This is a genomic window from Microbacterium sp. ZOR0019, from assembly GCF_000800925.1.
GTDB lineage: Bacteria > Actinomycetota > Actinomycetes > Actinomycetales > Microbacteriaceae > Microbacterium > Microbacterium aurugineum.
The window spans coordinates 1-25,202 of sequence record NZ_JRKC01000018.1; the positions used below are offsets into that span (position 1 = coordinate 1).

The 25,202-nt window shown below is 68.7% G+C and carries 24 protein-coding genes; 7 read left to right on the forward strand and 17 right to left on the reverse strand.

Features of this window, described 5'->3' with window-relative positions; translation table 11 throughout:
* Positions 1–265: 265 nt before the first annotated feature.
* The 10 genes from L978_RS06165 to L978_RS06210 all read right to left on the reverse strand — a co-directional run bounded on the left by L978_RS06165 (position 266) and on the right by L978_RS06210 (position 11,405).
* On the reverse strand, positions 266–1,309 hold the full coding sequence (locus tag L978_RS06165; RefSeq protein WP_047521395.1) for an ABC transporter ATP-binding protein: 1,044 nt from the start codon (positions 1,307–1,309) through the stop codon (positions 266–268).
* Positions 1,309–2,109, reverse strand: coding sequence for an ABC transporter permease (locus L978_RS06170; RefSeq protein WP_047521399.1), 801 nt, complete (start codon positions 2,107–2,109; stop codon positions 1,309–1,311). The genes L978_RS06165 and L978_RS06170 overlap by 1 nt, the downstream gene beginning before the upstream one ends.
* A gap of 2 nt (positions 2,110–2,111) precedes the next feature.
* Positions 2,112–2,939: an ABC transporter permease gene (locus L978_RS06175; RefSeq protein ID WP_047521401.1), complete on the reverse strand. Its 828-nt coding sequence runs from the start codon at positions 2,937–2,939 to the stop codon at positions 2,112–2,114.
* Complete coding sequence (locus L978_RS06180; protein WP_047521403.1) at positions 2,936–4,015, reverse strand: ABC transporter substrate-binding protein; 1,080 nt, start codon at positions 4,013–4,015, stop codon at positions 2,936–2,938. Before L978_RS06180 ends, L978_RS06175 begins: the two co-directional genes overlap by 4 nt.
* Before the next feature lie 41 nt (positions 4,016–4,056).
* Positions 4,057–4,527, reverse strand: a complete 471-nt coding sequence (locus L978_RS06185) for a DUF3830 family protein (RefSeq protein WP_017829890.1) — start codon at positions 4,525–4,527, stop codon at positions 4,057–4,059.
* Complete coding sequence (locus L978_RS06190) at positions 4,524–5,282, reverse strand: gamma-glutamyl-gamma-aminobutyrate hydrolase family protein (protein WP_047521405.1); 759 nt, start codon at positions 5,280–5,282, stop codon at positions 4,524–4,526. The genes L978_RS06185 and L978_RS06190 overlap by 4 nt, the downstream gene beginning before the upstream one ends.
* Positions 5,279–6,769 carry an aldehyde dehydrogenase family protein gene (locus L978_RS06195; RefSeq protein ID WP_047521407.1) on the reverse strand — a complete coding sequence of 497 codons (1,491 nt, stop codon included), beginning with the start codon at positions 6,767–6,769 and terminating at the stop codon, positions 5,279–5,281. Before L978_RS06195 ends, L978_RS06190 begins: the two co-directional genes overlap by 4 nt.
* Before the next feature lie 115 nt (positions 6,770–6,884).
* On the reverse strand, positions 6,885–7,910 hold the full coding sequence (locus tag L978_RS06200) for an Lrp/AsnC family transcriptional regulator (RefSeq protein ID WP_047521408.1): 1,026 nt from the start codon (positions 7,908–7,910) through the stop codon (positions 6,885–6,887).
* 160 nt (positions 7,911–8,070) lie between these two features.
* Positions 8,071–8,715: a hypothetical protein gene (locus L978_RS06205; protein ID WP_047521410.1), complete on the reverse strand. Its 645-nt coding sequence runs from the start codon at positions 8,713–8,715 to the stop codon at positions 8,071–8,073.
* A 143-nt stretch (positions 8,716–8,858) separates the two neighbouring features.
* On the reverse strand, positions 8,859–11,405 hold the full coding sequence (locus tag L978_RS06210) for a fibronectin type III domain-containing protein (RefSeq protein WP_047521412.1): 2,547 nt from the start codon (positions 11,403–11,405) through the stop codon (positions 8,859–8,861).
* A gap of 269 nt (positions 11,406–11,674) precedes the next feature.
* Between L978_RS06210 and L978_RS06215 the strand changes: the two genes are divergently transcribed.
* The 4 genes from L978_RS06215 to L978_RS06230 all read left to right on the forward strand — a co-directional run bounded on the left by L978_RS06215 (position 11,675) and on the right by L978_RS06230 (position 16,709).
* A complete protein-coding gene (locus L978_RS06215) occupies positions 11,675–13,102 on the forward strand; it encodes a CCA tRNA nucleotidyltransferase (RefSeq protein WP_047521414.1) in 1,428 nt (475 codons plus the stop codon).
* Between the two features lie 79 nt (positions 13,103–13,181).
* Positions 13,182–14,510 (forward strand): GAF domain-containing protein, encoded by a 1,329-nt coding sequence (locus tag L978_RS06220; RefSeq protein WP_047521419.1) that lies wholly within the window; start codon positions 13,182–13,184, stop codon positions 14,508–14,510.
* 182 nt (positions 14,511–14,692) lie between these two features.
* Entirely contained in the window at positions 14,693–16,243 is a 1,551-nt protein-coding gene (exaC, locus tag L978_RS06225; protein WP_047521424.1) for an acetaldehyde dehydrogenase ExaC, read from the forward strand.
* Between the two features lie 64 nt (positions 16,244–16,307).
* Positions 16,308–16,709 (forward strand): DUF779 domain-containing protein, encoded by a 402-nt coding sequence (locus L978_RS06230; protein ID WP_197055622.1) that lies wholly within the window; start codon positions 16,308–16,310, stop codon positions 16,707–16,709.
* Between the two features lie 9 nt (positions 16,710–16,718).
* Here L978_RS06230 and L978_RS06235 read toward each other — a convergent pair whose 3' ends face one another.
* The 6 genes from L978_RS06235 to L978_RS06260 are packed head-to-tail and all read right to left on the reverse strand — an operon-like array spanning position 16,719 to position 22,357.
* Positions 16,719–17,474 (reverse strand): ABC transporter ATP-binding protein, encoded by a 756-nt coding sequence (locus L978_RS06235; RefSeq protein ID WP_047521428.1) that lies wholly within the window; start codon positions 17,472–17,474, stop codon positions 16,719–16,721.
* A complete protein-coding gene (locus L978_RS06240; protein ID WP_047521430.1) occupies positions 17,471–18,268 on the reverse strand; it encodes an ABC transporter ATP-binding protein in 798 nt (265 codons plus the stop codon). Before L978_RS06240 ends, L978_RS06235 begins: the two co-directional genes overlap by 4 nt.
* Positions 18,265–19,125, reverse strand: coding sequence for an ABC transporter permease (locus L978_RS06245; RefSeq protein ID WP_047521436.1), 861 nt, complete (start codon positions 19,123–19,125; stop codon positions 18,265–18,267). The genes L978_RS06240 and L978_RS06245 overlap by 4 nt, the downstream gene beginning before the upstream one ends.
* Positions 19,122–20,084: an ABC transporter permease gene (locus tag L978_RS06250; RefSeq protein ID WP_047521443.1), complete on the reverse strand. Its 963-nt coding sequence runs from the start codon at positions 20,082–20,084 to the stop codon at positions 19,122–19,124. Before L978_RS06250 ends, L978_RS06245 begins: the two co-directional genes overlap by 4 nt.
* A 52-nt stretch (positions 20,085–20,136) precedes the next feature.
* Positions 20,137–21,633 carry an ABC transporter substrate-binding protein gene (locus L978_RS06255; protein WP_047521444.1) on the reverse strand — a complete coding sequence of 499 codons (1,497 nt, stop codon included), beginning with the start codon at positions 21,631–21,633 and terminating at the stop codon, positions 20,137–20,139.
* 28 nt (positions 21,634–21,661) lie between these two features.
* Positions 21,662–22,357 carry a DUF1684 domain-containing protein gene (locus tag L978_RS06260; RefSeq protein ID WP_047521448.1) on the reverse strand — a complete coding sequence of 232 codons (696 nt, stop codon included), beginning with the start codon at positions 22,355–22,357 and terminating at the stop codon, positions 21,662–21,664.
* A 121-nt stretch (positions 22,358–22,478) separates the two neighbouring features.
* Between L978_RS06260 and L978_RS06265 the strand changes: the two genes are divergently transcribed.
* Positions 22,479–22,763, forward strand: a complete 285-nt coding sequence (locus tag L978_RS06265) for a type II toxin-antitoxin system TacA family antitoxin (RefSeq protein ID WP_047521454.1) — start codon at positions 22,479–22,481, stop codon at positions 22,761–22,763.
* Complete coding sequence (locus L978_RS06270; RefSeq protein ID WP_047521457.1) at positions 22,756–23,259, forward strand: GNAT family N-acetyltransferase; 504 nt, start codon at positions 22,756–22,758, stop codon at positions 23,257–23,259. The genes L978_RS06265 and L978_RS06270 overlap by 8 nt, the downstream gene beginning before the upstream one ends.
* 81 nt (positions 23,260–23,340) lie before the next feature.
* Here the strand turns inward: L978_RS06270 and L978_RS06275 are convergent, their stop codons facing one another.
* The gene (locus L978_RS06275) at positions 23,341–23,982 is read right to left on the reverse strand and encodes a TetR/AcrR family transcriptional regulator (RefSeq protein ID WP_047521461.1); all 642 of its coding nucleotides are present in this window, start codon (positions 23,980–23,982) and stop codon (positions 23,341–23,343) included.
* A 64-nt stretch (positions 23,983–24,046) separates the two neighbouring features.
* On the opposite strand from L978_RS06275, the gene L978_RS06280 reads away from it, so the two are divergent.
* A partial coding sequence (locus L978_RS06280; RefSeq protein ID WP_047521466.1) for a glycosyltransferase occupies positions 24,047–25,202 on the forward strand: 1,156 nt, incomplete at its 3' end.

The window sequence follows — 25,202 nt, forward strand, 5'->3', positions numbered from 1 at the left end:
CGATCGCCGCGCCGCCCGCACCCCCGACCGCCGCGCCCGCGAGCGCGGCGCCCCCGATCTTGAAGAAACCGCGGCGCGAGGTGGCACGGGCGGAGGAGTCGTCTGTCACGCCCCGATCCTATGACCGTGCCCGTGTCGAGCACAGGGGCGAAAACAGAGACGGAATGCGCGCGACCCGGCGTGTCGGGGTGGGACACGCCGGGCGTGCGAGGGGTCGTCTGGGTATCAGCCCCGGGGCCGAGGGCGAGGGCGAGGGAGGGGGAGGTCAGGCGGCGGCGATCCAGAGCACCGCGCCGTCGCGCCAGCCGAGGCCGGCTGCGCCTTCCGGGATGGGTGCTTCGTGCCGCGGGCGCACGACGCGCATCCGCTTCCCCGCGAGCTCGACGATGTACACGATGTCGGCCCCGCGGTAGACGTGGGCGACGACGTCGACGTTCACCGGAGTCTCCGCGCCGACCGTCGGCGAGAGCCGCAGGTCCTCCTGGCGGAGCACGACCTCACCGGTGCCATCGGGGCCCGCCCCCGTCAGCGGCACCTGGATCGCTGTGCCGTCGAGCGTCGCGACCGCTCCGGAACGTGTGGCCGGGAGCAGGTTGGCCGCGCCGATGAAGTCTGCCGCGAACGGGGTGCGCGGTGCGCCGTAGAGTTCGGCCGGCGCACCTTCCTGTTCGATCACTCCCGCGTTCATCAGGACGATGCGGTCGGAGAGGCTCATCGCCTCCTCCTGGTCGTGCGTGACGAACACAGTGGTGAGTCCGAGAGTGCGGTGCAGCTCCTTGAGCTCCACCTGCATGTCCTCCCGCAGCCGGGCATCGAGGTTCGACAGCGGCTCGTCCAGCAGGAGCACACGCGGCTCGAACGCGATCGCGCGGGCCAGGGCGACACGCTGCTGCTGTCCGCCCGACAGCTGCGCCGGCATCCGGTCGGCGAGGTGACCCATCTGCACGCGCTCCAGAGCCCGCACGGCGAGTTCCTTCTGCTCGGTCTTGGACTTCTCGCCCGACATCCGCAGCCCGAAGCGCACGTTCTCGACCACGCTCATGTGCGGGAAGAGGGCATAGCTCTGGAACATCATGCCGAGGTGACGCTTCTCGGGCGGGAGCTTCGTCACATCCTGGCCGGCGATCTCGATGGTGCCGCTGCTGGGTGACTCGAGCCCCGCGATGCAGCGCAGGAGCGTCGTCTTGCCGCACCCCGACGGGCCGAGCAGGGAGACGAACTCCCCGGACCGCATCGAGAGATCGATGCCCTTGAGCACCGATGTCCCCTTGAAGTCCTTGGTGAGAGCAGTGATGGTGAGTGTTGTCATCAGACGAACAACCTTCCCAGGCCGATGATGCGTTCGAGCACGATCATGAGGACGACGGTGAGCAGGACCATGAGAGTCGATACCGCCGCCACGGTGGGCGAGGTGCTGAACTCCAGCTGGCCGTAGATGGCGATGGGGAGCGTCTCGAGCTGCGGTGTGCGCAGGAAGAGGGCGATCACCGCATCGTCGAAGGAGATGTTGAAGGCGAAGAACGCACCAGCCGCGATGCCGGGGCGGGCGATGGGCAGCACGACGAGGCGGTAGCGGTTCCAGGCGCTGGCGCCGAGGGTGCGCGCGGCTTCTTCCGTGAAGTGGTCTGCCCGCGCCATGACGCCGGTGACGGTGCGCATCACGTACGGGATCGCGATCACGACGTGCACGGCGATCAGGACACCGACGTTCGGGGCGCCGATCGTGAGCGACGAGATCGACAGGGCACCGATCGCCAGGATGATCGTCGGGATCGTCAGCGGCGACATCAGCAGGGCTTGGATGGCGGCGCCGCCGGGGATGCTGAAGCGGGTCAGCGCGAGGGCGGCAGCGGTGCCGATCGACGCGGCCACGACGGCCACGGTGACGCCGACCAGGAGGCTCAGACGGAACGGTTCGAGATAGGTGTCCGAGGTGAGCGCCTCGACGTACCAGTCGAGGGTGAACCCCTGACCGGGGAACGTGAGGAAGCGGTTCTCGCCGACGGATGCGCCGGCGACGACGAGAAGGGGCACGAGCATGTAGAGCGTCACGATGACGCCGAGGACGATGGCGAGAACCCTGCCGAGGATCGGAACGGAACGGACCATGGTCACACCTTCTGCTTCCCGAGTCGGGACGTCGCTGCGAGCACGAGCATGACCCCGGCGAAGAGCAGCACGGCCTGCGCGGCCGCGAACGACCAGTCGAGGTTGGTGGTCGCATCGACGTAGATGGTCTGTGCGAACACCGGGATCTGCGCCCCGCCGATGAAGCGCGGCGTGATGAACGAGCTCACCGAGAGGACGAAGACGAGCGAGGCGCCGGCGACGATGCCGGGGATCGCGAGGGGGAGGACGACATGCCACAGCGTGCGCCAGAACCCGGCGCCGAGCGTGCGCGACGCCTCTTCGAGTTGTGGCTTGATGCCGGAGATGACGCCGAGGATGCTCAGCACCGCGAACGGCAGCAGCACCTGCACCATCGCGATCACGACCCCGGTCTCGGTGCCGAGGAAGCCCTGCGTGCCGCCGACGAGGAACTCCACGCCGGGAATCTGCATCATCAGCCCGGCCGGCCCCATCAGCACGACCCAGCCGAACGTGCGGACCACGACGCTCGTCATGAGCGGGAGGATCACCACGATGAGCAGGAAGGAGCGCACCAGGGATCCGGCCCGAGCCATCACGTACGACAGTGGGATCGCGATGACGAGCGTGATGATCGTCTGGATCACCCCCAGGCGGAGCGAACGCAGCGCCGCCTGGAGGTGATATTCACTCGTGAACAACCGGGTGAAGTTGTCGAGGGTGAACCCGCCTGCCGACGATTGCACGCTCATGAGGAGCATGCCAGCCACCGGGGTGATGAAGGCGAGCGCGAGCAGCACGATCGCCGGCAGGAGCAGGAGCCAGGGCTCCCTACGGGTTCGGACACTCATTTGGTGATCAGCGCATTCCACTCATCGGTCCAGGACTGCCGCGAAGCTGCGACATCGCCCGGAGCGTAGACGACGACCGTCTCCAACTCGTCGCCGGTGAGCACGGCTTCCGCGGCGTCGCCGGAGAGTTCGGTCTGGGTGTTGACCGGCGAGTACCGCATGTTCTCCGCGAAGACGGCCTGCGCTTCGGGGCGCAGTTCGAAATCGATGAAGAGCTTCGCGAGGTCGGGGTTGTCCCGGCCCTCGACCACGTTCGCCGTGATGAGGGAGGCGGTGACGCCCTCCTCCGGGACGATGAACTCTACCGGAAGGCCCGCGTCCTGCAGCGTGCCGGCGTAGTCCATCGCGTACGGGGCGAGCCAGGTGTCGCGCTGTGCGAAGGCGGTCTGCAGGTCGGGCGAGGTGGGTACGACGATCGCGTCGCCCGACGAAGCCAGCTCCCCGAGGTCGGTGATGGCCTGCGAGGGGTCCTCGATGCCGCCGCCGAGCGCATCGGAGACACGGAGCATCGAGAGCACGCCGTACGTGTTCGAGAAGTCCGTGAGGGCGATGTGGCCGGCGTAGGCCTCGTCGAACAGGTCGAGCCACGAGGTCGGTGCCGGAGCATCGGCCTCGGTGTTGTAGACGAGTCCGATCGGTGCGAGCTGGATCACGGGGCCCTCCCCGCGCTCGAGGCCCGCCGTGGCGAGGTCGATCAGGTCACCGGATTCGGACAGCTCGTCGGCGGCGATCGGCGCGATGAGACCGTCCGCGGCGGCGGTGAGCTCCTGCCCGCCGGAGAAGTGCACGACATCGATCTGCGGGCTGGCCTTCTGGGCGGTGACCTGGGCGAGGGCATCGGCGCTGTACAGCGTGATCAGCTCGACCTTGGCGCCGGTCTCCTCCTCGAAGGGATCGACGACGGCCTCGATGAAGGCCTTCTCCCAGTCGCCGCCGAACGACGTGACGACGAGGGTCTCGCCGGCGAACTCCTTGTCGCCGGACGATGCGGTGTCATCGCCGGCCGCACAGCCGGCGAGGACGAGGGCGCCGGTGGCGACGAGCGCTCCGGTGGTGAGGATTCTTCGGGTATTCATGCACTGCTCCTTCGGGATGGGTCCAGCACTGAGTAGACGCCTTAGACCAGGCGTCCGATGGTGAGCTGCTTCGCTCCGTCGATGCGGATCGCCGCGCTTTCCTTGGCGAACTCCGCGAGTCCTTCGGTGATGCCGCCCCAGATGTTGACGGGTGTCCATCCGAGCGGGCCGAGAGTACGGGCACCACGATCGTAGAAGACGCCGATCTCGTACCACTCGAACGGCAGACCGCCCATCTGCATGGGACGCTGCCAGTACCACTGCAGATCACCCGGTGCGGGTACGACCTGCTGGTTCTCGAACGGCACCTTCTCCGGGTCGAAGTTCTGCGCCTCTTCGGGGAGGCCGACCATGACCTCCGGGCCGGCGTACATCGCGTGCATCGCCTGCATGGTGACCGGCTTCTCCAGTGCACCCCACATGGCCTCGCAGGTGCGAGGGGCGAGGTCCTCGAACAGGGTGGCGACGGCGCGGACGCCGTTCTCGTACTCGAGGAAGACCTGCTTGGTCATCGTGTTCCTTTCTCCGCAGCGGGTTGTTCCGCTGCTCGTTCGCGGGCGGCCGAGACGAACGCCGCGAACAGCGGCATCTCCTCCGCGGCCTCATCGGGGTCGATCATCTTCTCGGGGTGCCACTGCACCGCCCAGAAGGGCCAGTCGCCGTCTGCTTCGACGGCTTCGACGATCCCGTCCGGGGCCCACGCGACCGGGTGCAGGTCGGGGGCGGGGACGGCGATGGACTGGTGGTGGATGGTGTTCACGATCCGGTGCCGCGTGCCGTACAGGTCGGCGAGACGGCTGCCGTCGGCGAGTCTGATCGGATGCCGGGCCGCGAGCTGCTGGTCTGCTCCGCGCACGGGTTGGTGGTCCTCGGTGTGCGGGATGTCGACGAGGAGGGTGCCGCCGAAGGCGACGTTGGACACCTGCAGTCCGCGACAGACGGCAAGGACCGGGATGCCGCGTCGGCGGGCGCCCCGCGCGAGGGCGATCTCGAACCCGTCGCGCGACGGATCGTAGTTCTTGCCCTCCTGCGGTTCCGCGCCGTAGCGGGACGGGTGCACGTCTTCTCCGCCCGAGAGGAGCAGTCCGTCGAGGCGGTCGAGAACGTCGTCGACACCCGCCGTCGGGGGCAGCAGGACGACGGCGCCACCGGCGGCTTCGACGGGTGCGGCGTACTCGGCGCCCAGAGTGTGTGCGGGGCGGCCCGCCCCGAGATCGGTGTCGATGAAGCGACGCCAGGTCGTGATGCCGATGAGCGGACGGGTCATGACAGCTCGATCCAGGTGGTCTTGAGATCGGTGAACTTGTCGATCGCATGCAGGCTCTTGTCGCGGCCGAAGCCCGACCCCTTGACCCCGCCGAAGGGGATCGTCATGTCGCCCTCCTCGAAGCAGTTCACCCAGACGACGCCGGCACGCAGACGTCGCGACAGGGTGTGCACCGCGTTGAGGTCGGTGCTCCACAGCGCGGCCGCGAGTCCGTACTCGGTGCCGTTGGCGATCTCGAGGGCGTCCTCCACGTCGTCATAGGCGATGACCGAGAGGACGGGGCCGAAGACCTCGCGCTGGGCGACTTCGTGCTGCGGTGTGACTCCGAGCACCACGGGGGCGAAGTAACTGCCGCCGTCGACGGCCTCGAAACGCTCCGGGGTTCCGGCCGCGAGCTCTCCGCCTTCCGCCTGGGCGCGCTCCACGAAACCGGCGATGCCGGCGAGCTGCTTCTCGCTGACGATCGCTCCCATCGAGGTGGTGACGTCGAACGGGTCGGCGGGCAGACTCGTCCGCGCGACCTCGGCGGCGATCTCCAGCGCCCGGTCATGGTGTGCTCGGGGCACGAGCAGGCGGGACGACGCCGTGCACATCTGTCCCTGGTTGTAGAAGCATCCGTCGGCCGTGGCACGCACCGCGCGCTCCAGGTCGGCGTCGGGCAGCACCAGGCTCGCGGTCTTCCCGCCGAGCTCGGGCCAGACCCGCTTGCCGTTGGACGCCGCCGAGTAGCCGAGGAAGCGCCGTCCGACCTCCGGGGATCCCGTGAAGGTGACGATGTCGACATCGGGGTGCTCGCCGAGGGCGCGACCGGCGACGTGTCCGGCGCCGGGGAGGACGTTGAGCACGCCGGAGGGGATGCCGGCCTCGTGCGCGAGCTCGGCCAGTCGCAGCGCCGAGTAGGTCGTGTGCTCGGCGGGCTTGAGCACCACGCTGTTGCCGACCGCGAGGGCCGGGGCGAGCTTCCAGGCGGTCATGGTCAGCGGGAAGTTCCACGGCACCACGGCCGCGACGACGCCTGCGGGCTCGCGGGTGACGAGCGCGAGACTGTTCGGTGCGGTGACGGGAGCCTCGTCGAGGATCTTGTCGGCGGCCTCCCCGTACCAGCGGAAACAGGTGACGACGGCGCGAAGCTCCGTCTGCAGAGCCTCACGGACGGGCTTTCCCATCTCGAGCGAGATCGTGAGGGCGAGCTCTTCGGCGTTGTCGTGGATCTTCTGCGCGAAGGCGATCAGCCGCTGTCCGCGCTCACGAGGGGCGATCCGCGACCAGACCCCGGAATCGAAGGCGGTGCGCGCGGAGCGGACGGCCCGGTCCACATCGGCCGGCGAGGCGGCGCTGATCTGCGGAAGTGCGCGACCGTCGCGGGGGCTCACGGGAGACAGGGGCTCGGCCGAGCCCTCCTCCCACGCGCCGTCGATGAACATGCGCGTGTGCAGGGGCAGCGTCGCCGCGCGATCCGCCCAGTCGTCTCCAGTAGCCGTGAACACGGTCGTCCTCTCCAGGGGTGATGGCCCTGGAGAGGATACTCGCCCTATTTCGCCACTAGGTCAAGGGATAGAGACCGATCTCGCCATTTCGTTACATGCCAGTAACAGAATCGGCCTAGAGGCGAATCGCGCCCGTGGGCATGTCATTGGCCAGCGCGGCGGGCGCCTCGTCGACGATCAGAGACCCGCGCAGCACCGGAGTGATCACCACCAGCGACTCGACGACCTCGAGTCCGTCGTGCCCCGCCACGGCCGGCCCGGTGAGGAACTCGTAGAACGCATCCGCATCCTTGACGAGCACATTGGCGAGCAACTGCGAGGTCCCCGTGGTGGCGGCGATGAACTTCACCTCCGGTGCGGCGGCGAGAGCCGCTCCCACCTTCTCGAGGCGCGCCATCGGGACGCGGAGCCACACCAGAGCCTCCAAACCGAGGCCGAACAGGCTCGGCACCACCTCGGTGCGCGGATGCATGAGGCCGCGACGGCTCAGAGACTCCATCCGTCTCCGGGTGGTGGTGACGTTCAGTCCCAGTGACCGGGCGAGCTGCGCGACCGGCATCCGACCGTCTTTCAGCAGCAGGCGGATCAGTGCTTCCTCGTCCGCGCTCAGGGAATCGGCGGGGTCGACCTCGGAGCCGGACGACTCGTCGAGCATGCGGGCCTGTTCGTCGGTGAGCACTCCCGCGCGCCAATCGTGCCCCGAGCGGAAGAACTTCAGCACCGTCGTCACGTTGATCGAGTCGATGCCCTCGAGCTCGGGGAAGTCGGTGAAGAGCAGCTCGCGGATCGAGGCGTCGTCGTGGGGGAGCAGCATTCCGGCGATGTCGCTGCTGCCTTCGAGCACCGAGACGGAGGAGGCGTCGGACCGTCGTGCCAGCGTGCGTGCCACATGCCAGAGCGCGTGCGGCTCGGTCGTGATGCGGAACAGCACCGCGCGGGCGTGGAGCACTCTGGCGGGGTCGACATAGGTGGAGACCCGCACCAGTCCGCGGTCGAGCAGTCGCTGTCCACGGCGGGCGACGGTGCGTTCCGGCAGATCGACCACGCGGCCGATCTCCCCCCACGACGCACGGCCGTTCACCTGCAGGGCCGCGGCGACGATCCGATCGGTTTCGTCGGCCATCACATCGTTCGTGGGCACGGGCTCTCCTTCACCGGGGACGGACTCGGGTGAAGGTTATCCCAGTGCGCCGAGCCGCCGGGACCAAAACGGAGACCGGACGCGGTCGTTGCGGCGTGTCTCGACCGACCTGCCACCGGAGCGCGAGACGGTCCCGGTTTCGGCATCCGCGGCGATGGCGTCAGATGTCGGAGAAGTCGTTGCCGCCGCTGCTGATGCGCGTCACGACGTCGTCGGTGACCTTCAGGGTGATGTACTCGACACCGACCTCTCCGGGATTCACGAGAGACGAGGTGCCGGGAACCTCTCGCATGCCGATCTTGAGGTAGTCGGAGACGCCGTCGCCGTCTTCATCCCACTCATCCTCTGCGCCGGCGGCGATCGCCTCGGCGCGGGTGGAACCGAGGCCGAGCCCCTCCGGGGTGCGGAAGCTCACGCCGGGGGCATCCGCCGACACGACCAGGGTTATGCGGGTCTCGTAGGCCGTCGCCTTCGTCCCCGTCCACTCGAACCCGTCGTACACCGAGTCGTACGGGCCTTCGACCGGTCCCTCCGTCGGCGCGGATCCGAAGGCGTCGGTGAGGGCGGTCACGACGCCATTCGGGTCGTCGTATCCGATCACGGGCCCCTCGTCGATCGAGAGGCCGTCGACGGAGATCTCGACGATACGGTCTGCGGGCGTGGCGGAGGCCGAGGTGCTCGGTGTGGATGACGGTGTCGAGGTCGCGGAGCCGTCCGGCGACTGCCCGGGAGCGCAGGCGGTGAGCGAGAGGCCCAGGAGCGCGGCGGTGACGGAGGCGAGGACGAGGTGACGACGGCTTGGCATGACCCGAGCCTAGGGCGTTCGCATGGACGTTCTTCGGTCAGACCCGTGACCGAAACGAATCGTTATGTGCGGAGGCCTGTACCACGAACGAGGACGCCGTCCAGGCCGAAGCCCGGACGGCGTCCTGTGATGACGATCGCGGATCAGTCCGCTTCGGTCGTCTCCGCCGTGGTGTGCTGCCGACGACGACGCATCGCGAACAGACCGAGGCCTGCTGCCAGGAGCACCACGGCTGCGACGATGTACGGCGTGCTGTCGGCACCGGTCGCGGCCAGGTCGTCCGCGGTCGAGCTCCCCGCGCCCGGGGTCACTGCCCCTCCGCCGGAGACCGCAGCGACGGTGAGTGCCGCGGTGACCTCCGTGCCATCGGGCAGGATGACGGCGAGGGTGTGTGCGCCCGCCGGAGTGTTCGCGGGGATCGTGACCGTCCGCTGGAACGAGCCGTTCGCACCGGCGGTCGCGGTGCCCAGCTGCACCGGGTCGGAGCGGAGCTCGAGGAGAAGCTCGGCGCCCTCCGCGAAGCCGCTGCCCGCGACCGTGACGGTGCCACCGGCCTTCACCGCGGCCGCGCCGAGCTCGATCTTGGCCGGAACCTCGGGCTCCGGCGTGACCGGGGGTGTGACGCCTTCCTCGGTGACCCACTTCTCGCCGGCGTCCGACTTCGTCACGGTGAACGTGTCGTAGACGGCGCCGACGGGGAGGTCGGTCGTGGCTCCCGGCTGCTTCTCCGCGAGGTAGGAGCGGTAGACGAGCTGGTTCTTCGAGACGTCGATCACCTGGTACGTCGTCACGTCCTGACCGCGCAGCACCTGCGTGGCGCCGTTGTTGGTCCAGACGTTCTTCTCGGCGGATTCCAGGTCGTAGTGCTTCGCGCCCGAGTTCGACACGACGTAGACGGGACCCGTGGTGAGGCCGGCGGTCTCGGTCGCGTCCGTGTTCACATAGCCGCGGGCGTAGGTGTGGTCGTGGCCCATGAGTACCAGGTCGATGTCGTTGCGCTGGAAGACCGGCAGCCACTCCGCGCGCAGCACCGGCTCGTCACGGCCCGCCGATGCGGAGAACACCGGCTGGTGGAAGGTGACGACGTTCCACTTCGACGGGCTGTTCTGCAGCAGCAGGTCGAGCCATGCGCCCTGGAAGCGGGTCCAGAGCACGCCGATCTGCGTGGACGGGCACTCCGCGCCGGCGCAGGAGGGGAGTCCGGCCGGCGTGAGGAAAGTGGTGTCGCGTGTCGCGTTCAGCGTGATGAAGCGCACGCCCTGGTAGTCGGTGTAGTACGCGGTCTCGGCAGCGAACGAGCTCCAGTGGTCGAAGAACGCGCGGTACTGCTGCGCGACCTCCGAGTCGCCCTTCGCGAGGTCCGCCAGCTCACCGATCGAGCTGGTCGACGGGTTGTTGTGCGGGTATTCGAAGGCTGCCTTCCAGGCGGTGAGCAGCTTGTCGCCGGAGTACTCGTGGTTGCCGGGGGCTGCCATCACGTTGGTGCGGACCGCCGAGTCCTTCATGCCCTTGAACCAGTTGACCCACTCGTTCTCGTTGCTCGAGGTGTTGATCAGGTCGCCTGCGTGCACCGAGCCGATCGACCGGGGAGCGTTGGCCTCGGCCTGCTTGACGACGCTCGGCCACGTGGTGTCGAGGCCGATCTGCGCGTCGCCGTAGTAGATGAACTGGAAGTCGGTCGCCGAAGGATCCGCGGTACGGAAGGTGAACCACTCGCTCCAGCTGCCGGGAAGACCGACGCGGTAGCGGTACTCGGTGGCGGCGGTGAGGCCGGTCACGGTCGCCGAGAAGTGCTTGTTCGGGTTGCCGTTCACGACACCGGCATCGTACGCGTCGATGGTGCGTGTCTCCCCGCCGGCGGCCGGGGCGATCTCGACCTGTCCGATCGTGTGCGAGGCGTCGCCGGCCAGCCACGAGAAGGCCTGGGAGACCTCGGGCTGCTCGGTCGGTGTCAGGATGACGCGGGTCGGCGGGGCGATCACGGGCATGCCGGGGTCGGACGCCTTCACCAGGGTCAACGACGACATGTCGAAGAAGATGTCCGAGCTGGTCTCGCGATCCTGGAAGAGCGAGACGGCGATCGTGTTGGTGCCGTCGTGCAGCAGTTCGCCCTCGGCGCTGAACGTGCTCGTCAGCGGGTCGCCATTGCTGTCGCCGGCATACTCGACGTTGGTCGTGTCGGTGATGCGGCCGTCGACGTAGCGGGCGACCTCCTCGCCGTTGATCCAGACGATGATCGCATCGTCGTAGGTGATCGTGCTCTGCAGGACGGCGACCTTCTCCGCCACACCCGCCTCGAGCTCGAAGGTCGTGCGGAAGAAGTACGTCGGCACGGTCGGAGCCTGGGTGCCGTCGAGGTAGTGGTTCAGGAGCGTTCGGGGCGTCTGCGGGCCGACCGGGGCGAGCTCTCCGCGTTTTGCGCCGAAGGAGCCGGGGGCCGTCTTCCACGCGCTGTCGTCAAAGGCGGGCAGCGTCCAGTCGCGGAGCGCCGCGGGAGCAGGCGAGGGATCGGAGCCGTCGTCGAGATAGTGCCAGGCGGTGTCTCCGGTGATCAGCGAGCCGGTCGGAACCTCGGGATCGGGTGCGGCGAGGGCCGCGGGGGCGACGACGGCGCCGCCGAGCAGGGCGAGGAGCGCGACGGAGGTGAGTCCGTGACGTCGCCACCGCACCGCAGGGGTGGGGGAGGTCATGTCAGTCCTTCGTGGAGGGGGGTTCCGTGCTCAGCCGCACGGGGCCCATCCACTCCACCGAAGACGGATGGCCGGAGCCTGACCCCGCGGAGACCGGAAGGTGAACGATGTGATGCGGGCCACGTCACCGGCCGAAACGGAGACCGATCGGTCGCGGGCCCGCGTGTCGAGGGGCGGCGCGCCGTGGGGCGAGCGGACGGTCTGCGTTTTGGCAGATGAGGGGGCGCAGAGCCCCGGCGGAGTCGGCTCACCCCGGTACGCTGGAACCCATGCTCAACATGGCTGACGGCCTCGCTCGTCTCGGTGCGCTCGCCGAGAATCCGGTCGTCGGCACCCTCGCGAGGGCGTTCGAGAGCGCGGGCTACGAATTGGCCGTGGTCGGTGGTCCGGTGCGCGACGCGCTGCTCGGTCGGGAGACGCACGATCTCGACTTCACCACGAACGCGTCGCCCGACGACATCCTGGCGATCGTCACACCGATCTCGACCGCCCGCTGGGACATCGGCCGCGAGTTCGGCACGATCGGCGCGCGCGTGCAGGGCGAGCAGGTCGAGATCACGACGTATCGCGCCGACAGCTACGACGGCGTGACCCGCAAGCCCACGGTCGAGTTCGGCGACACGATCGACGGCGACCTCGTGCGCCGCGACTTCACAGTCAACTCGATGGCGCTCCAGGTGCCGGCTGTGAAGCTCGTCGACCCGACCGGCGGAGTGGAAGACCTCATCGCCGGTGTTCTGCGCACCCCCGCCGACCCGAAGATCTCGTTCGGCGACGACCCGTTGCGGATGCTGCGGGCGGCTCGTTTCAGCGCCCAGCTCGGCTTCCGCGTCGACGAGGCCACCACCGAGGCGATCGCCGCGCTGCGCGAGACCCTGACGATCGTGAGCCCCGAGCGCATCCAGTCCGAGCTCGTGCGCCTCATGCAGACGGACGATCCGGTGCGCGGCATCCGTGTGCTGGTCGACACCGGCCTGATCGACGAGTTCCTCCCCGAGGTCACCGCGCTGCGCCTCGAGGTCGATGAGCACCATCATCACAAAGACGTCTACGAGCACTCGCTCACCGTGCTCCGTCAGGCGATCGAGCTCGAGCACTCCCGGCACCCCGGTGCCGCCCCCGATGTGCCCCTGCGCATCGCCGCCCTGCTGCACGACATCGGCAAGCCTCGCACCCGCAAGCTCGAGGCCGGGGGAGTGGTGACCTTCCATCACCACGACGTGGTCGGGGCGCGCATGGCTCGCAAGCGGCTGCAGGCTCTGCGCTTCGACACCGCCACGACCGACGCCGTCGCCACCCTCATCGAGTTGCACCTGCGCTTCTTCGGCTATGCCGAGGGGACCTGGACGGATGCCGCGGTGCGACGCTACGTGCGCGACGCGGGCGACCTGCTCGAGCGGTTGCACATCCTGACCCGGGCCGATGTGACCACGCGCAACAAGCGCAAGGCCGGTCGCCTGGCGGCTGCGTACGACGACATCGAATCGCGCATCGTCGCCCTTCGTGAGCAGGAGGAGCTCGACTCGATCCGTCCGGAACTCGACGGAAACCGCATCCAGGAGGTGCTCGGCATCTCACCGGGGCGTGAGGTGGGCGAGGCGTACCGGTTCCTGCTCGACCTGCGCTTGGACGAGGGTGTGCTCGGTCCCGACGTCGCGGAGCAGCGCCTCCGCGAGTGGTGGGCCTCGCGCGGCTGACCCCGGCCCGCCTATTCCGCGCGTGGCCCCGCGCTCGTACACTGAATCCACGAAGCCTCTTCGATGATCGGAGATCGCTGTGTCTGCGCCGTGGCAGGTATCCCGCGAGTCCCTTCCGGCGACATCGCGGCTTCTCGTCGAGCGCGCGCACGAGGAACTGCTCGCCGGCAATCTCGACGACCGACGGCTGCAGGGGGTGCGTCCGCTCGTCCGCGAGTCGTGGGAACGCTCGTGGCGCCGCCGCGTCGGCCCCGAAGACACACCGCCGCTGGAGCTGATCAGCGACGAACTGGAGGAGTATCGGCTCGCCCACCCGCTCGCCTCCGCGATGGACATGATCCGCGCCCTGCTGTTGCCGGGCTCGAGCGAGGACACCGGGGTGATCATCGCCGTCGGTGACCAGGCGGGTCGGTTGCTGTGGATCGAAGGCGACGAACAGCTGCGCTCGCTCACGGACGACATGGGCTTCGTCGCCGGTGCGAACTGGTCGGAGGACGCGGTCGGGACGAGTGCGCCCGGCACGGCCCTCGCCTTGGAGCAGTCGGTGCAGATCCGCGGTGCCGAGCACTACAACAGGCTCGTGCATCCGTGGTCGTGCACGGCCGCACCTGTGCGCGACCCGGAGACGAAGCGTGTGCTCGGGGTGATCGACATCACCGGCGGACCCGAGGTCGTGTCCCCGCAGGCACGGTTGCTGGTCGATGCGACGGCTCGGGCCGTGGAGTCCGAGCTGATGGTCGCGCGCCTCCGGGCGAGGAGCGAGACGCCGCGTTCGCGGTCGACCCCCTCGAAGGCGCGTATCCCGGCGACCGCCCGGGCGACGCTGCACGTTCTCGGACGCGACCGTGCGCGCTTGGAGACCGAGTCGGCGCACGGCGAGGCCATGATCGACCTGAGCGCGCGACATGCCGCCATCCTCCTGATGCTCGCGGTCCACCGTCAGGGGCTCTCGGCAGAGCGCCTGTGTGAGCTGGTCTACGGCGAAGGGGTCTCGCCCGACACGCTGCGCCCGGAGATGGTGCGTCTGCGCAAGGTGCTCGAGCGCACGGCCCCCGACCTCGTGCCGGATTCCCGTCCCTATCGGCTGCCCGTCGCCCTCGACACCGACGCGCATGACGTGCTCTCGCTGCTCGACCGCGGTGCTCACCGTGTCGCACTGACGGCGTACCGCGGGCCCGTGCTGCCCGAGTCGACCTCGCCCGGGGTGGAGGAGTTCCGCGAGACGGTGCGCGGGGCGTTGCGTGAGGTGATGCTCTCGGAGGCCAGCCTCGACGTTCTGCTCTCCTACGCCGAGATCCCCGAGGGGCAGAGCGACGCCGAGGTGCTGCGCCTGGCCCTGGAGATGCTCCCCGCACGGTCGCCGAAGCGCGCGGCACTGGTCACCCGGATCGAGCGCCTCGGCAGCTGATCCCCCCGGTGCGGGATCGAAAACGCCCCTCCCGGGCCCCTCTCCGGTGCGTTTCTGATCCCGCACGGGGGTCGATCCCGCGACTGCAACCCGCTGCAACGTTGCGCATCGGGGTGCAACCTCCCGCGACCTACCTTCGGAACACAGCCGCGCACGGAGCGCGGCCCGTCGAAGGAGACTCCATGAGCATCGTCGAAGAAGACGTATCCCTCGCCTACGCGGCCCCGGGCCGGCCGGGCGCCCTCGCGAACTATCGTCCCCGATACGGCCACTACATCGGCGGAGAGTTCGTCGAACCCGTCAAGGGCCAGTACTTCGAGAACATCAGCCCCGTCAACGGCAAGCCCTTCACGGAGGTCGGCCGCGGCACGAGCGAAGACATCGACCGCGCCGTGGACGTGGCCTGGAAGGCGTTCACCGGATGGGGGAAGACGAGTCCGGCCGAGCGCTCGGTCATCCTGAATCGCATCGCGGATCGCATCGAGCAGCACCTCGAGGAGATCGCTGTCGCGGAGACGTGGGAGAACGGCAAGCCCGTGCGTGAGACCCTCGCCGCCGACATCCCTCTCGCCGTCGACCACTTCCGCTACTTCGCCGGTGTGCTGCGGGCACAGGAGGGCGGGATCAGCCAGCTCGACGAGAACACCGTCGCGTACCACTTCCATGAGCCGCTCGGCGTGGTCGGGCAGATCATCCCCTGGAACTTCCCGATCCTGATGGCCGTGTGGAAGCTCGCGCCCGCGCTCGCCGCAGGCAACTGCGTCGTGATCAAGCCGGCCGAGCAGACGCCGGCATCCCTGCTGTTCCTGTTCGACATCATCGGTGACCTGCTCCCGGCGGGTGTCGTGAACATCGTCAACGGGTTCGGCATCGAGGCGGGCGCTCCGCTCGCGCAGCACAAGCGCATCCGCAAGGTCGCCTTCACGGGAGAGACCACGACCGGTCGTCTGATCATGCAGTACGCCTCGCAGAACCTGATCCCGGTCACGCTGGAGCTGGGAGGCAAGAGCCCGAACGTGTTCTTCGACGACGTCGCGCGCTCGACCCGTGACCCGTTCTACGACAAGGCACTCGAGGGCTTCACGATGTTCGCGCTGAACCAGGGCGAGGTCTGCACCTGTCCCTCGCGTGCACTCATCCAGCGGTCGATCTATGACGGATTCCTCGCCGACGGACTCCAGCGCGTCGGCAAGGTCGTGCAGGGCAACCCGCTCGACCCCGCCACGATGATCGGTGCGCAGGCGTCGAACGACCAGCTGGAGAAGATCCTCAGCTACATCGACATCGGCACGCAGGGCGGTGCGCGACTGCTGGCCGGAGGGGAGCGGGTCGACCTCGGCGGTGATCTCAGCGAGGGGTTCTACGTCGCCCCGACCGTGTTCGAGGGCACGAACGACATGCGCATCTTCCAGGAGGAGATCTTCGGTCCGGTGCTCTCGGTCACGTCGTTCGATGACTTCGACGACGCGATCTCCATCGCGAACGACACGCTCTACGGACTGGGTGCGGGTGTGTGGAGCCGCAGTGGGGACACGGCCTATCGCGCGGGCCGGGCGATCGAGGCCGGACGCGTATGGACGAACACCTACCACCAGTACCCGGCCCACGCCGCGTTCGGCGGGTACAAGCAGTCGGGTGTGGGGCGCGAGAACCACAAGATGATGCTCGACCACTACCAGCAGACGAAGAACCTCCTCGTCTCGTACGCGGAAGGGCCCATGGGCTTCTTCTGAGCTCGACCCCGGGCGGGCGCTGCTCCCTCAGCGCCCGCCCGGACCATCTCTGGAAGGGGGAACCGTGGCCATCAGTGGCACACAGCAGCGGGTCGATGTGACGGAGGCCGCGGCCTCTCTCGTGCGCGAGCTCACCGTGCAGCACGGTCCGCTCATGTTCCATCAGTCGGGCGGATGCTGCGACGGCTCCGCGCCCATGTGCTTCCCCGTCGGCATGTTCCTCATCGGCGAGGGTGACGTGCTGCTCGGCAATCTCGATGTCGGACTCGCAGACCCCGTCGAGGTCTACATGTCGCAGTCGCAGTTCGAGTACTGGAAGTACACGCACCTGACCATCGACGTGGTGCCGGGGCGCGGTGCGGGCTTCAGCGTCGAGGGGCCGACGGGCATGCGGTTCCTGATCCGGTCGCGGATGTTGAACGACGCGGAGCTTGCGTACTTCGGATTGGCGACGCCGGCAAGCTGACGTCCCGCCTCAGCGCGGCAGCCGCGGAACCGCGTCGACGAGCGCTCGCGTGTACGGGTCCTGCGGGTCGTGCAGCACGGCCGAAGTGGCACCCTGCTCGACGACGCGACCGTTCTGCAGCACGAGCGTGCGGTCGCACGCCGAGGCGATCGCGGTGAGGTCGTGCGACACCATCACGAGCGACAGGCCGTTCTCGCGACGCAAGCGATCGAGCAGCTCGAGCACCTGCACGCGCGTCGTCACGTCGAGCGCGCTGACCGGCTCATCGGCGAGAAGCACGCGCGGGCGGGAGACCACGGCGCGGGCGATCGCGATGCGCTGACGCTGCCCGCCGGAGAACTCGTGCGGATAGCGGCGGGCGGTGTCAGCGGGAAGCCCGACGGAGTCCAGGGCCTCGGCGATGCGGCGTTGCGCGTCGGCGCCGGATGCCAGGCCGAGCGAGCGGAGTGGTTCGCCGACGATCCGGTCGATGCGCTGGCGAGGGTCGAGCGACGAGTACGGGTCTTGGAACACCGGCTGCACGCTCGCGCGGAACCGTCGCATCTGTGCGCGGTCGCGCAGGGCGAGCGGGGCGCCCTCGAACAGCACCCGTCCGTCGCGCGGAGCATCGAGCCCGAGCATCAGCCGCAGGATCGTGGACTTGCCCGCCCCCGACTCGCCGACGAGGCCCAACGAGTCGCCCTCGTCGATGCGCAGCGACACGTCGTGGAGAACGCGGCGCGATCCATAGGCGAAGCCGGCTCCGCGCACTTCGAGCAGCGTCATCGTCCGACCTCCCCGGCATCGAGGAAGGCATCGAGCGCGCGGGCGCTGTCGACCAGCATCCGCGTGTACGGCTCGGCCGGCTCCTGCAGCACCTGCGCCACCGCGCCCGCTTCCACGACGAGTCCGTCGCGCAGCACCACGATCCGGTCCACCATGCGCGAGACCACGGCCAGGTCATGGCTGATGAACAGCAGCGCCATGCCCCGCTCGTCGACCAGGCGTTCGAGCAACGTGAGCACGCCGTCCTGCACGGTCACGTCGAGTGCGGTGGTCGGCTCGTCGGCGATGAGCAGTTGCGGGCGGGCCGCGAGGGCGATGGCGATAGCGACACGCTGGCGCTGACCGCCCGAGAGCTCATGCGGGTAGGCGCGCGCGATGCGGGCGTCGGAGAGGGAGACCTCGTCGAGGGCCGTGGCGACGGCGCTGTTCAGCTCCGCCCCGCGCAGACCGAGGTGGCGCCGCAGCGGTTCGGCGATCTGTCGTCCCACCCGCATCAGGGGGTCGAGCGCGGTGAGCGGTTCCTGGAACACGATCTGCGCGACGGGTCCGCGCAGCGGGCGGAGGTCGGCGTCCCGAGCGTCGATCACCTGGTGCCCGTCGAGCAGCACCGAGCCCGACGCGCGGAGGGCATCCGGCAGCAGGCCGGTCACGGCCATCGAGGTCAGCGACTTGCCCGAGCCGGACTCGCCGATCAGACCCAGGCGCTCCCCCGCCCCGAGGGAGAACGAGACATCGCGCACGAGCGCGCCGGCGCCGGAGCGGACCGTGAGGCCGGAGACGTCGAGGAGGCTCATCGGCTCCTCCTTCGGGTCGGGTCGGCGAGGTCGCGCAGACCATCGGCGAGGAAGTTCACACCGAGCACGAGCGCGATGATTGCGACTCCGGGAGCGATGGCACCGACGGGTGCGGTGAGCACGGTGCCCTGCGCCTCCTGCAGCATCCGTCCCCACGAAGCGTTGGGCGGTGGTGCCCCGAGCCCGAGGTACGACAGGCTCGCCTCGGCCAGCACGGCGGCACCGAACTGCAGCGCCAGGCTCACGGCGAGGGTGGGTGCGATGTTCGGCAGCACGTGTTGGAACACGATCCCGAGCACGCCGGTGCCGCTCGTGCGCGCGGCGGTGATGTACTGCTCCTGCAGCACGCGGCGCGCGAGGATACGCGTGAGTCGCGCCACGACCGCCGACATCGCCAGACCGATCGCGAGCACCGCAGACCACAGCGATGCTCCCTGCACCGCGACGACCAGCATCGCCAGCAGCAGCACGGGGAACGCGATCACCACGTCGAGACCTGCGGAGAGGGTGTCGTCGACCCAGGGGCGGGCGAACGCGGCGAGAAGGCCGATGATCGTCCCGAGGACCGCGGCGATCGCAACCGCGCCCGTGCCGACGATGAGCGCGATCCGTGCGCCCCACATCAACTGCGAGAACAGGTCGCGGCCGAGTCGATCGGTGCCGAGGAGGTGCTGTGCGCTCGGGCCTTCGAGCCGGCCTCCACTGGTGTCGGCGAGCGGATAGGGCAGCCAGAACAGGGAGACCAGCGCGATCAGCACGATGACGCCGGTGAGGACGATCCCGATCACCAGGGTCGCCTTCGGCCGCCGGCGCACGGGTACGGAGGCGGTGATCAGCTGTTCGGCGACGCGGCTCATCGGTTCCCCGAAACGCTCGTGCGCAGGCGCGGATCGATCAGACGCTGCACGATGTCGGCGGCGAACCCGACCAGCAGCACGAAGAGCGTGCTGACGACGAGGACGCCCTGGATCACCTGGAAGTCGTGCTGCTCGATGGCCGAGAGCAGCAGGCTGCCGAGCCCGGGAAGTGTGAAGACGCTCTCGACGACCACCGCCCCGAGGAGCGTCGTCGACAGCTCGATGCCGAGGACCGCGACCACGGGCACCGCCCCGTTGCGCACGCCGTGCCGGAGCAGCGCTTCCCCCATGCCGGAACCTCCGGCGCGCGCGGTGCGCAGGTAGTCGCTTCCGAGCACGTCGAGTGTCGCCGAGCGGACGTAGCGGCTGAGAGAGGCGCTCATGACGATCACGATGGTGAGAATGGGCAGCGCGAGCGAACGGAGCGCATCCGCCGGATCCTCCCAGTCCTTCCGGGGGAACCCGCCGGAGGGCAGCACGCCGAGACCGAGCGCGAACACCCAGACGAGCACGACGCCGACCCAGAACACGGGGACGGCGACGCCGAGCTGCGCGAACCCCGACAGTGCGATCCCGTACCAGCGGTCGGACTTGACGGCCGCGGTGATACCGATCACGAGTGAGACGAGGAGCGCGAGGGTGAAGGCGATGAGCGTGAGCGGGAGCGTCACGGCGAGGCGATCGGCGATGTCAGGTCCGACCGGACGGGAGCTCAGGAACGATTCACCGAGATCGAAGCGGAGCAGCTGACCCGCCCAGGTGGTGAACTGCTGCAGCAGGGGCTGGTCCGAGCCGACCTGGGCGCGCGCGGCGGCGATCTGCTCGGGGGTGGCGTTCACCGAGAGCAGCGCGTTGGCCGGGTCGCCGGGGAGAAGGCGCAGCAGCACGAAGATCGCGACCATCGCGACGACGAGCGACACCGCGAGGAACGCGAGGCGGCGCAGGAGGTAGGCGAGCATGGCTTCTCAGGATGACGTGGGGGATGCCGACGCGCGGCATCCCCCACGCACGTCAGGACTTGACGATGTCGTAGGCGAAGAACTGCGAGTTCAGGCCGTTGACCGGGTACCCGCTGAGGTCGCTCGAGGCGACCACGATCTGCGGGTACAGGTACAACCATACGCTCGCGGCATCGGCGGCGATCTTCTCGTTGACCTTCTTGAGAAGAGCGGTCTGCTCGTCGGTCGTCGCGGCCTGCTCGGCGTCGGCGACCCACTGCTGCACGTCGGCGTCGTCGTAGCCCCAGTAGAAGTCGGGGTTGCCGTACCAGACCACGTCGCGGTCGTTCACGTGCTCCTGCAGCGTGGCCTCGAAGTCCTGCTCCTTGAAGACCTTCGTGTACCACTCGTCGGCGCTGATCGTGTTGATCTCGACCGTGATGCCGACCTCGGCGAGCTGCGACTGCAGGAACTCCGCCACCGCGGGGTGAGGGTCGTAGCTCGGGGTGTCGAGCGTGAACGTGAAACCGTCGGCGTAGCCCGCCTCCGCGAGCAGCTTCTTCGAGAGGTCGACGTCGTAGGGGTTGACCTGCGTGAGGTCCTCGTACCAGGGATCGGTGGGCGGCACCATCGAGCCGATCAGCGTGCCGTAGTCACCCCAGATCGATTCGAGCAGCTTCTTCGTGTCGATCGCGGAGTAGACCGCCTTGCGCACGCGTGTGTCGTCGAAGGGCGCGACGCGGTCGTTGAAGGCGAGCAGCTCCTTCGTGGTGGAGGTGCCCTCGCTCACGACATAGTCGTCGGAGTCGAACTGCGTCAGCGAGTCCGGGTTCTGCACGCTGGTGATGACGTCGATCTCACCCGTGAGGAGCGCGTTGTTCTCGGCCGTCGCGTCGGTGAAGTACGTGTAGACGACCTCGCCGTTCTTGGCGGGCTCGCCCCAGTAGTCGTCCCAGCGCTGGAGGGTGAGTGTCGAGCCCTTCTTCCACTCGTCGAGCGTGTAGGGGCCGGTGCCGTCCTCCGTGCTCGTGATGTCGCCGGCCTCGTCGTTCACGATCCAGACGTAGCTGAGGTTGTACAGGAACGAGATCGACCGCTGCGACAGCGTGAACACGACGGTGCTGTCGTCGGGGGTGGCGATGTCGGCGATCGTCGTGAAGCTCGACTTGCGGGCCGACACGGAATCTTCGGCGGTGACGGCCTCGATGCTCGACTTCACGTCGGCGGAGGTGAGCGGGTCGCCCGAGTGGAAGGTCACGTCGTCGCGGAGCGTGATCGTGTAGGTCAGGCCGTCGTCGGACACCTGGGCGTCTTCGGCGAGAAGAGGTTCGACCTCACCGTCATCCGTCAGCCGGTACAGCCCCTCGTACACGTTGCCGGTCAGCGCCTCGGTCACGCCCTGCCCGCCGCCCTGCGTGTTGCTCAGGTTGGTCGGCTCGTACAGCGACCCGATGAAGATCGTGGCGTCTTCGCTCGCGGTGGCGTCGTCGCTCGTGCCCGACGCGCAGCCGGCCACGAGCGCGAGCGTGGCGACGGCGCCGAGCGCGCCGAGGATGCGGGTTCTTCTCATGAGTGCTCCAGGGTGAGAGTGTGCGGCGTCACGCCGCGTAGATGTCGAAGCCGTCGCGGAAAACGACGTTCTTCTCGCCTGCTCGGATGGGCAGGGGGAAGCGGTTGGATGCCGGCGGCAGCGGGCAGTTGTACTGGGCGCTGAAACCGCACGGCGGCACGAACGCGCGGTTGAAGTCGAGGACCACCGAGCCCTCGTCATCCCGCAGCTGCACGAACAGGAAGCGTCCGGATCCGTAGGTCTCCGCGCCGTTCGTCTCGTCGCCGAAGACGAGCAGCAGCGTGCCGCCGTCGTCGAACGCGGCCAGGGTGTACTCCTGGCCCGCGAGCTCGAGGCGGATGTCGCCCGGCACGACCAGGTCGCGGGTGCCACCGTTGTCGCGGATGTGCTCGAACGACACGCGGCGGTCGCCGGCGACCGGGGTGAAGTGCCCTTCGAGCACCCAGGCCGGGTCGTACTCGTAGGTGTCGATGCGGTCGAAGGCGCGGATGGCGGGGGCATCCGCGTCCCAGACGCGCAGCCCATGCTCGGCCTCACCGGTCTCGATGTTCGTGCGCTCGATCGGTGTCACCGTGACCGTGTCGGCCGCGGCGCGCTGTTCGGCCTCGAGGTCGGGGCGCTCGCCGGTCCAACGGGTCTCGATCAGGGCGAGGTTCCCGGTCGCCGAGGTGACGGCGGCGCGGCGCTCGGCCTGCCAGTGGGTGTGTTCTTCGCGTTCAGGCATCACTTTCAATTCTCTTGCATGGAGAAGGCGGCGGGGTCGGCCTCGTCACCCGGGGTAACGCTGGGGGACGCACTCTCCATTCCGAGGAGTCCTGTACGGGTATCTGCCGTACACTCTCCTCATGAGTACTTCCACCACGCCGCTGAAGAGCGCCCGCCTGGAATTCCGAGTCACGGCCGACCAGAAGGAGACGATCGAAGAGGCAGCCGCTATCGAGGGCCGCACTGTGACGGACTTCTCGGCATCGGTGCTGGTGGAGCGGGCGCAGGAGGTCATCGAACGCGAACGTCGATTGCGCGTCGATGCTGTCCGGTTCGATGCCTTCATCGAGGTCATGGAACGCCCGCCTCGCACTGTCGAGGGTCTGCGAGAGCTATTGAGACGGGAATCCGTCTTCGTTGACTGAGTTCCGCACCCCGCGGCCTCTCGCGGCCGGCGACAAGCTGTCCGATTTCCGCTGTGGGGAGGAGAGTCTCGACAGCTGGTTGCGAGGACGGGCCCGCTCGAACGAGAAGAGCGGTGCTTCCCGCACGATGGTCTCGGTGACGCGGGAGGGGAAGGTCGCGGGGTACTACTGCCTCTCGTCGAGTGCGCTGGACCGTGGCGACGGACCTCCGCACCTCGCGGTCGGAATGCCCGTCTCCGTTCCCATGGTGCGGCTCGGGCGTCTCACCGTCGACCGCGAGTACGCAGGACGCGGCCTCGGCTTCTCCCTCCTGCAGCACGCGACCATGCGTGCGCTCGAAGCCGCAGACGCCATCGGAGTGCGTGCCATCCTGGTGCACGCGATCAACGATGAGGTCGTGCCGTTCTACGAGCGCTTCGGTTTCGAACGGTTCCCCGGAGCGCAGCGCTCGCTGTTCCTCCTCGCCCAGGATGCCGGGGCGACGCTGTCGACGTGACCGACCTCGGACGCTCACACCGTCGAGCATCGCCTTCGACGCGCGCGTCTCGGCGCGCTAGAGCTCCGTCGTCGGGTCGGATCAGTTCCTGGCGGCGATCTCGGCGTGCACCGCGCGCCGGAGCCACTCGGCGTAGCGCTCACTCGTCCACCCCGACTGCGTGACCAGCTGCTGGTAGCTCTCGGGGGAGAGCAGGAATGACAGGGCATCGGCGACTGCGGAGTCGTCGATGCCCGGTGAGGCGAGGTCGCGGCGTCGCAGTTCCGAAACGAGCCCCCGGTAGTCCGCGCTGCGGTGCTCGAGGATCCGGCGGAGCGCCTCATCGACGACGGGATCCGACAGCGCAGCGCCCAGCAGCACCGTCCACAAGCCGTGCCCGCGCGCGTTCGCGGTCGTGATCTGCGTCAGCACGGTATCGAGGAAGATGTCGTCCGGCAGGTCCAAGAGTCCGTTCGCGACTTCGGTGTCGGCGAGCGTCTCCGCTCCTTCCGAGCCGGAGAAGGTGACCTCGAAAGCGGCGATGAGCAGCTCGGCTTTCGATGCCGTCGTCTTCACGGTCTCGGCCGAGACCCCTGCCTCACGAGCGATCGCGGCGATCGTGGTCGCCTGGTAGCCCTGCGTGGCGAACAGGCGGGCGGATGCGGAGACGATGCGCTCGCGGGTCTCCAGCGCCTGGCGTGCGCGCAACTCGGATCGATAGGCGCGGGGAGCGATCTCAACCATTGACTTTCCTGTCGGTGTTATGAATACTACGACGGTACATTCAATCTTAGCGAAAGGGCTCGGCATGTCCAGCTATCTCCTCACCTGCACACCGGCTCACGGTCATGTCCTGTCGCTGTTGCAGGTCGCGCGCCACCTCCTCTCCCGCGGTCACGAGGTGAGCTTTCTCACGAGCAGCCGCTACGCCGAGCGGGTGGCCGATGCAGGCGCACGCTTCCTCGCTCTGCCTGCCGAGGCGGACGTCGACCTCGACGACGCCGACGGGTCGTTCCCGGAGCGCGCGGGACTCACCGGCCCCGCCGCGCTGCGGTTCGACATGAGCACTCTCTTCGTGCGTCCTGGCGCGGCGCAGCTCGCTGCCGTCCGGGCCGAGCTCGACGCCCACCCGGTCGATGCCGTCCTCACGGAGCCGCTCTTCGTCGGGGGTGCTCTCCTGCAGCTGATGCCCGTCCACGAACGGCCGCCGGTCGTCGTCCTCGGCATCTTCCCGCTCGGAGTGCGCAGCAGGGAAACGGCGCCGTTCGGTCTCGGGGCCGCGCCCATCCCGGGGCCGTTCGGTCGCCTCCGCAACGCCGCCCTGCGTGTGATCGCCGAGAGAGCGATCTTCGGGGGCGTGCAGAAGGAGGCCGACGAGATGGCGCGCCGCACGGTCGGCCGTGAGCTCGGCGGTTTCGTGCTCGACTGGGCCGGCCGCGCAGACGCCTACGTGCAGTTCACCGTGCCCGAGTTCGAGTACCCGCGCACCGACCTGCCCGCGACCGTGCACTTTGCGGGACCGTTGCCGGCCGTGACGTCGACGGCGGGCGTGCCGGAGTGGTGGCCCGATCTCGATGGATCCCGTCCCGTGGTGCATGTCACGCAGGGCACGATCGCCAACTCCGACTTCGGGCAGCTCGTCCTCCCGACGATCACGGCGCTCGCGGGCTCCGATGTCCTCGTGGTGGTGACCACGGGCGGACGACCGGTCGACGCCCTGGGGATCACGCTGCCGGACAATGTGCGCGTGGCGGAATATCTGCCGTACGACCGCCTGCTCCCGCTGGTCGACGTGCTGGTCACCAACGGTGGCTACGGCGGCGTCCAGCAGGCGCTCGCGCACGGGATCCCGCTCGTGGTCGCGGGCCAGACCGAAGACAAGGTCGAGGTGTCGGCGCGCGTCGGGTGGTCGGGTGCCGGGGTGAACCTGCGCACGACCACCGCGACGCCGGTTCAGGTCTCCC

Excerpts from the sequence above, each read along its gene's own strand:
- L978_RS06275 (WP_047521461.1), bottom strand. The coding sequence starts at position 23,982 with ATGGTTGAGATCGCTCCCCGCGCCTATCGATCCGAGTTGCGCGCACGC.
- L978_RS06180 (WP_047521403.1), bottom strand. The coding sequence starts at position 4,015 with ATGAATACCCGAAGAATCCTCACCACCGGAGCGCTCGTCGCCACCGGC.
- L978_RS06210 (WP_047521412.1), bottom strand. The coding sequence starts at position 11,405 with ATGACCTCCCCCACCCCTGCGGTGCGGTGGCGACGTCACGGACTCACC.
- L978_RS06240 (WP_047521430.1), bottom strand. The coding sequence starts at position 18,268 with ATGAGCCTCCTCGACGTCTCCGGCCTCACGGTCCGCTCCGGCGCCGGC.
- L978_RS06205 (WP_047521410.1), bottom strand. The coding sequence starts at position 8,715 with ATGCCAAGCCGTCGTCACCTCGTCCTCGCCTCCGTCACCGCCGCGCTC.
- L978_RS06190 (WP_047521405.1), bottom strand. The coding sequence starts at position 5,282 with ATGACCCGTCCGCTCATCGGCATCACGACCTGGCGTCGCTTCATCGAC.
- L978_RS06250 (WP_047521443.1), bottom strand. The coding sequence starts at position 20,084 with ATGCTCGCCTACCTCCTGCGCCGCCTCGCGTTCCTCGCGGTGTCGCTC.
- L978_RS06175 (WP_047521401.1), bottom strand. The coding sequence starts at position 2,939 with ATGAGTGTCCGAACCCGTAGGGAGCCCTGGCTCCTGCTCCTGCCGGCG.
- L978_RS06245 (WP_047521436.1), bottom strand. The coding sequence starts at position 19,125 with ATGAGCCGCGTCGCCGAACAGCTGATCACCGCCTCCGTACCCGTGCGC.
- L978_RS06255 (WP_047521444.1), bottom strand. The coding sequence starts at position 21,633 with ATGAGAAGAACCCGCATCCTCGGCGCGCTCGGCGCCGTCGCCACGCTC.
- L978_RS06265 (WP_047521454.1), top strand. The coding sequence starts at position 22,479 with ATGAGTACTTCCACCACGCCGCTGAAGAGCGCCCGCCTGGAATTCCGA.
- L978_RS06260 (WP_047521448.1), bottom strand. The coding sequence starts at position 22,357 with ATGCCTGAACGCGAAGAACACACCCACTGGCAGGCCGAGCGCCGCGCC.
- L978_RS06215 (WP_047521414.1), top strand. The coding sequence starts at position 11,675 with ATGCTCAACATGGCTGACGGCCTCGCTCGTCTCGGTGCGCTCGCCGAG.
- L978_RS06235 (WP_047521428.1), bottom strand. The coding sequence starts at position 17,474 with ATGACGCTGCTCGAAGTGCGCGGAGCCGGCTTCGCCTATGGATCGCGC.
- exaC (WP_047521424.1), top strand. The coding sequence starts at position 14,693 with ATGAGCATCGTCGAAGAAGACGTATCCCTCGCCTACGCGGCCCCGGGC.
- L978_RS06185 (WP_017829890.1), bottom strand. The coding sequence starts at position 4,527 with ATGACCAAGCAGGTCTTCCTCGAGTACGAGAACGGCGTCCGCGCCGTC.
- L978_RS06170 (WP_047521399.1), bottom strand. The coding sequence starts at position 2,109 with ATGGTCCGTTCCGTTCCGATCCTCGGCAGGGTTCTCGCCATCGTCCTC.
- L978_RS06165 (WP_047521395.1), bottom strand. The coding sequence starts at position 1,309 with ATGACAACACTCACCATCACTGCTCTCACCAAGGACTTCAAGGGGACA.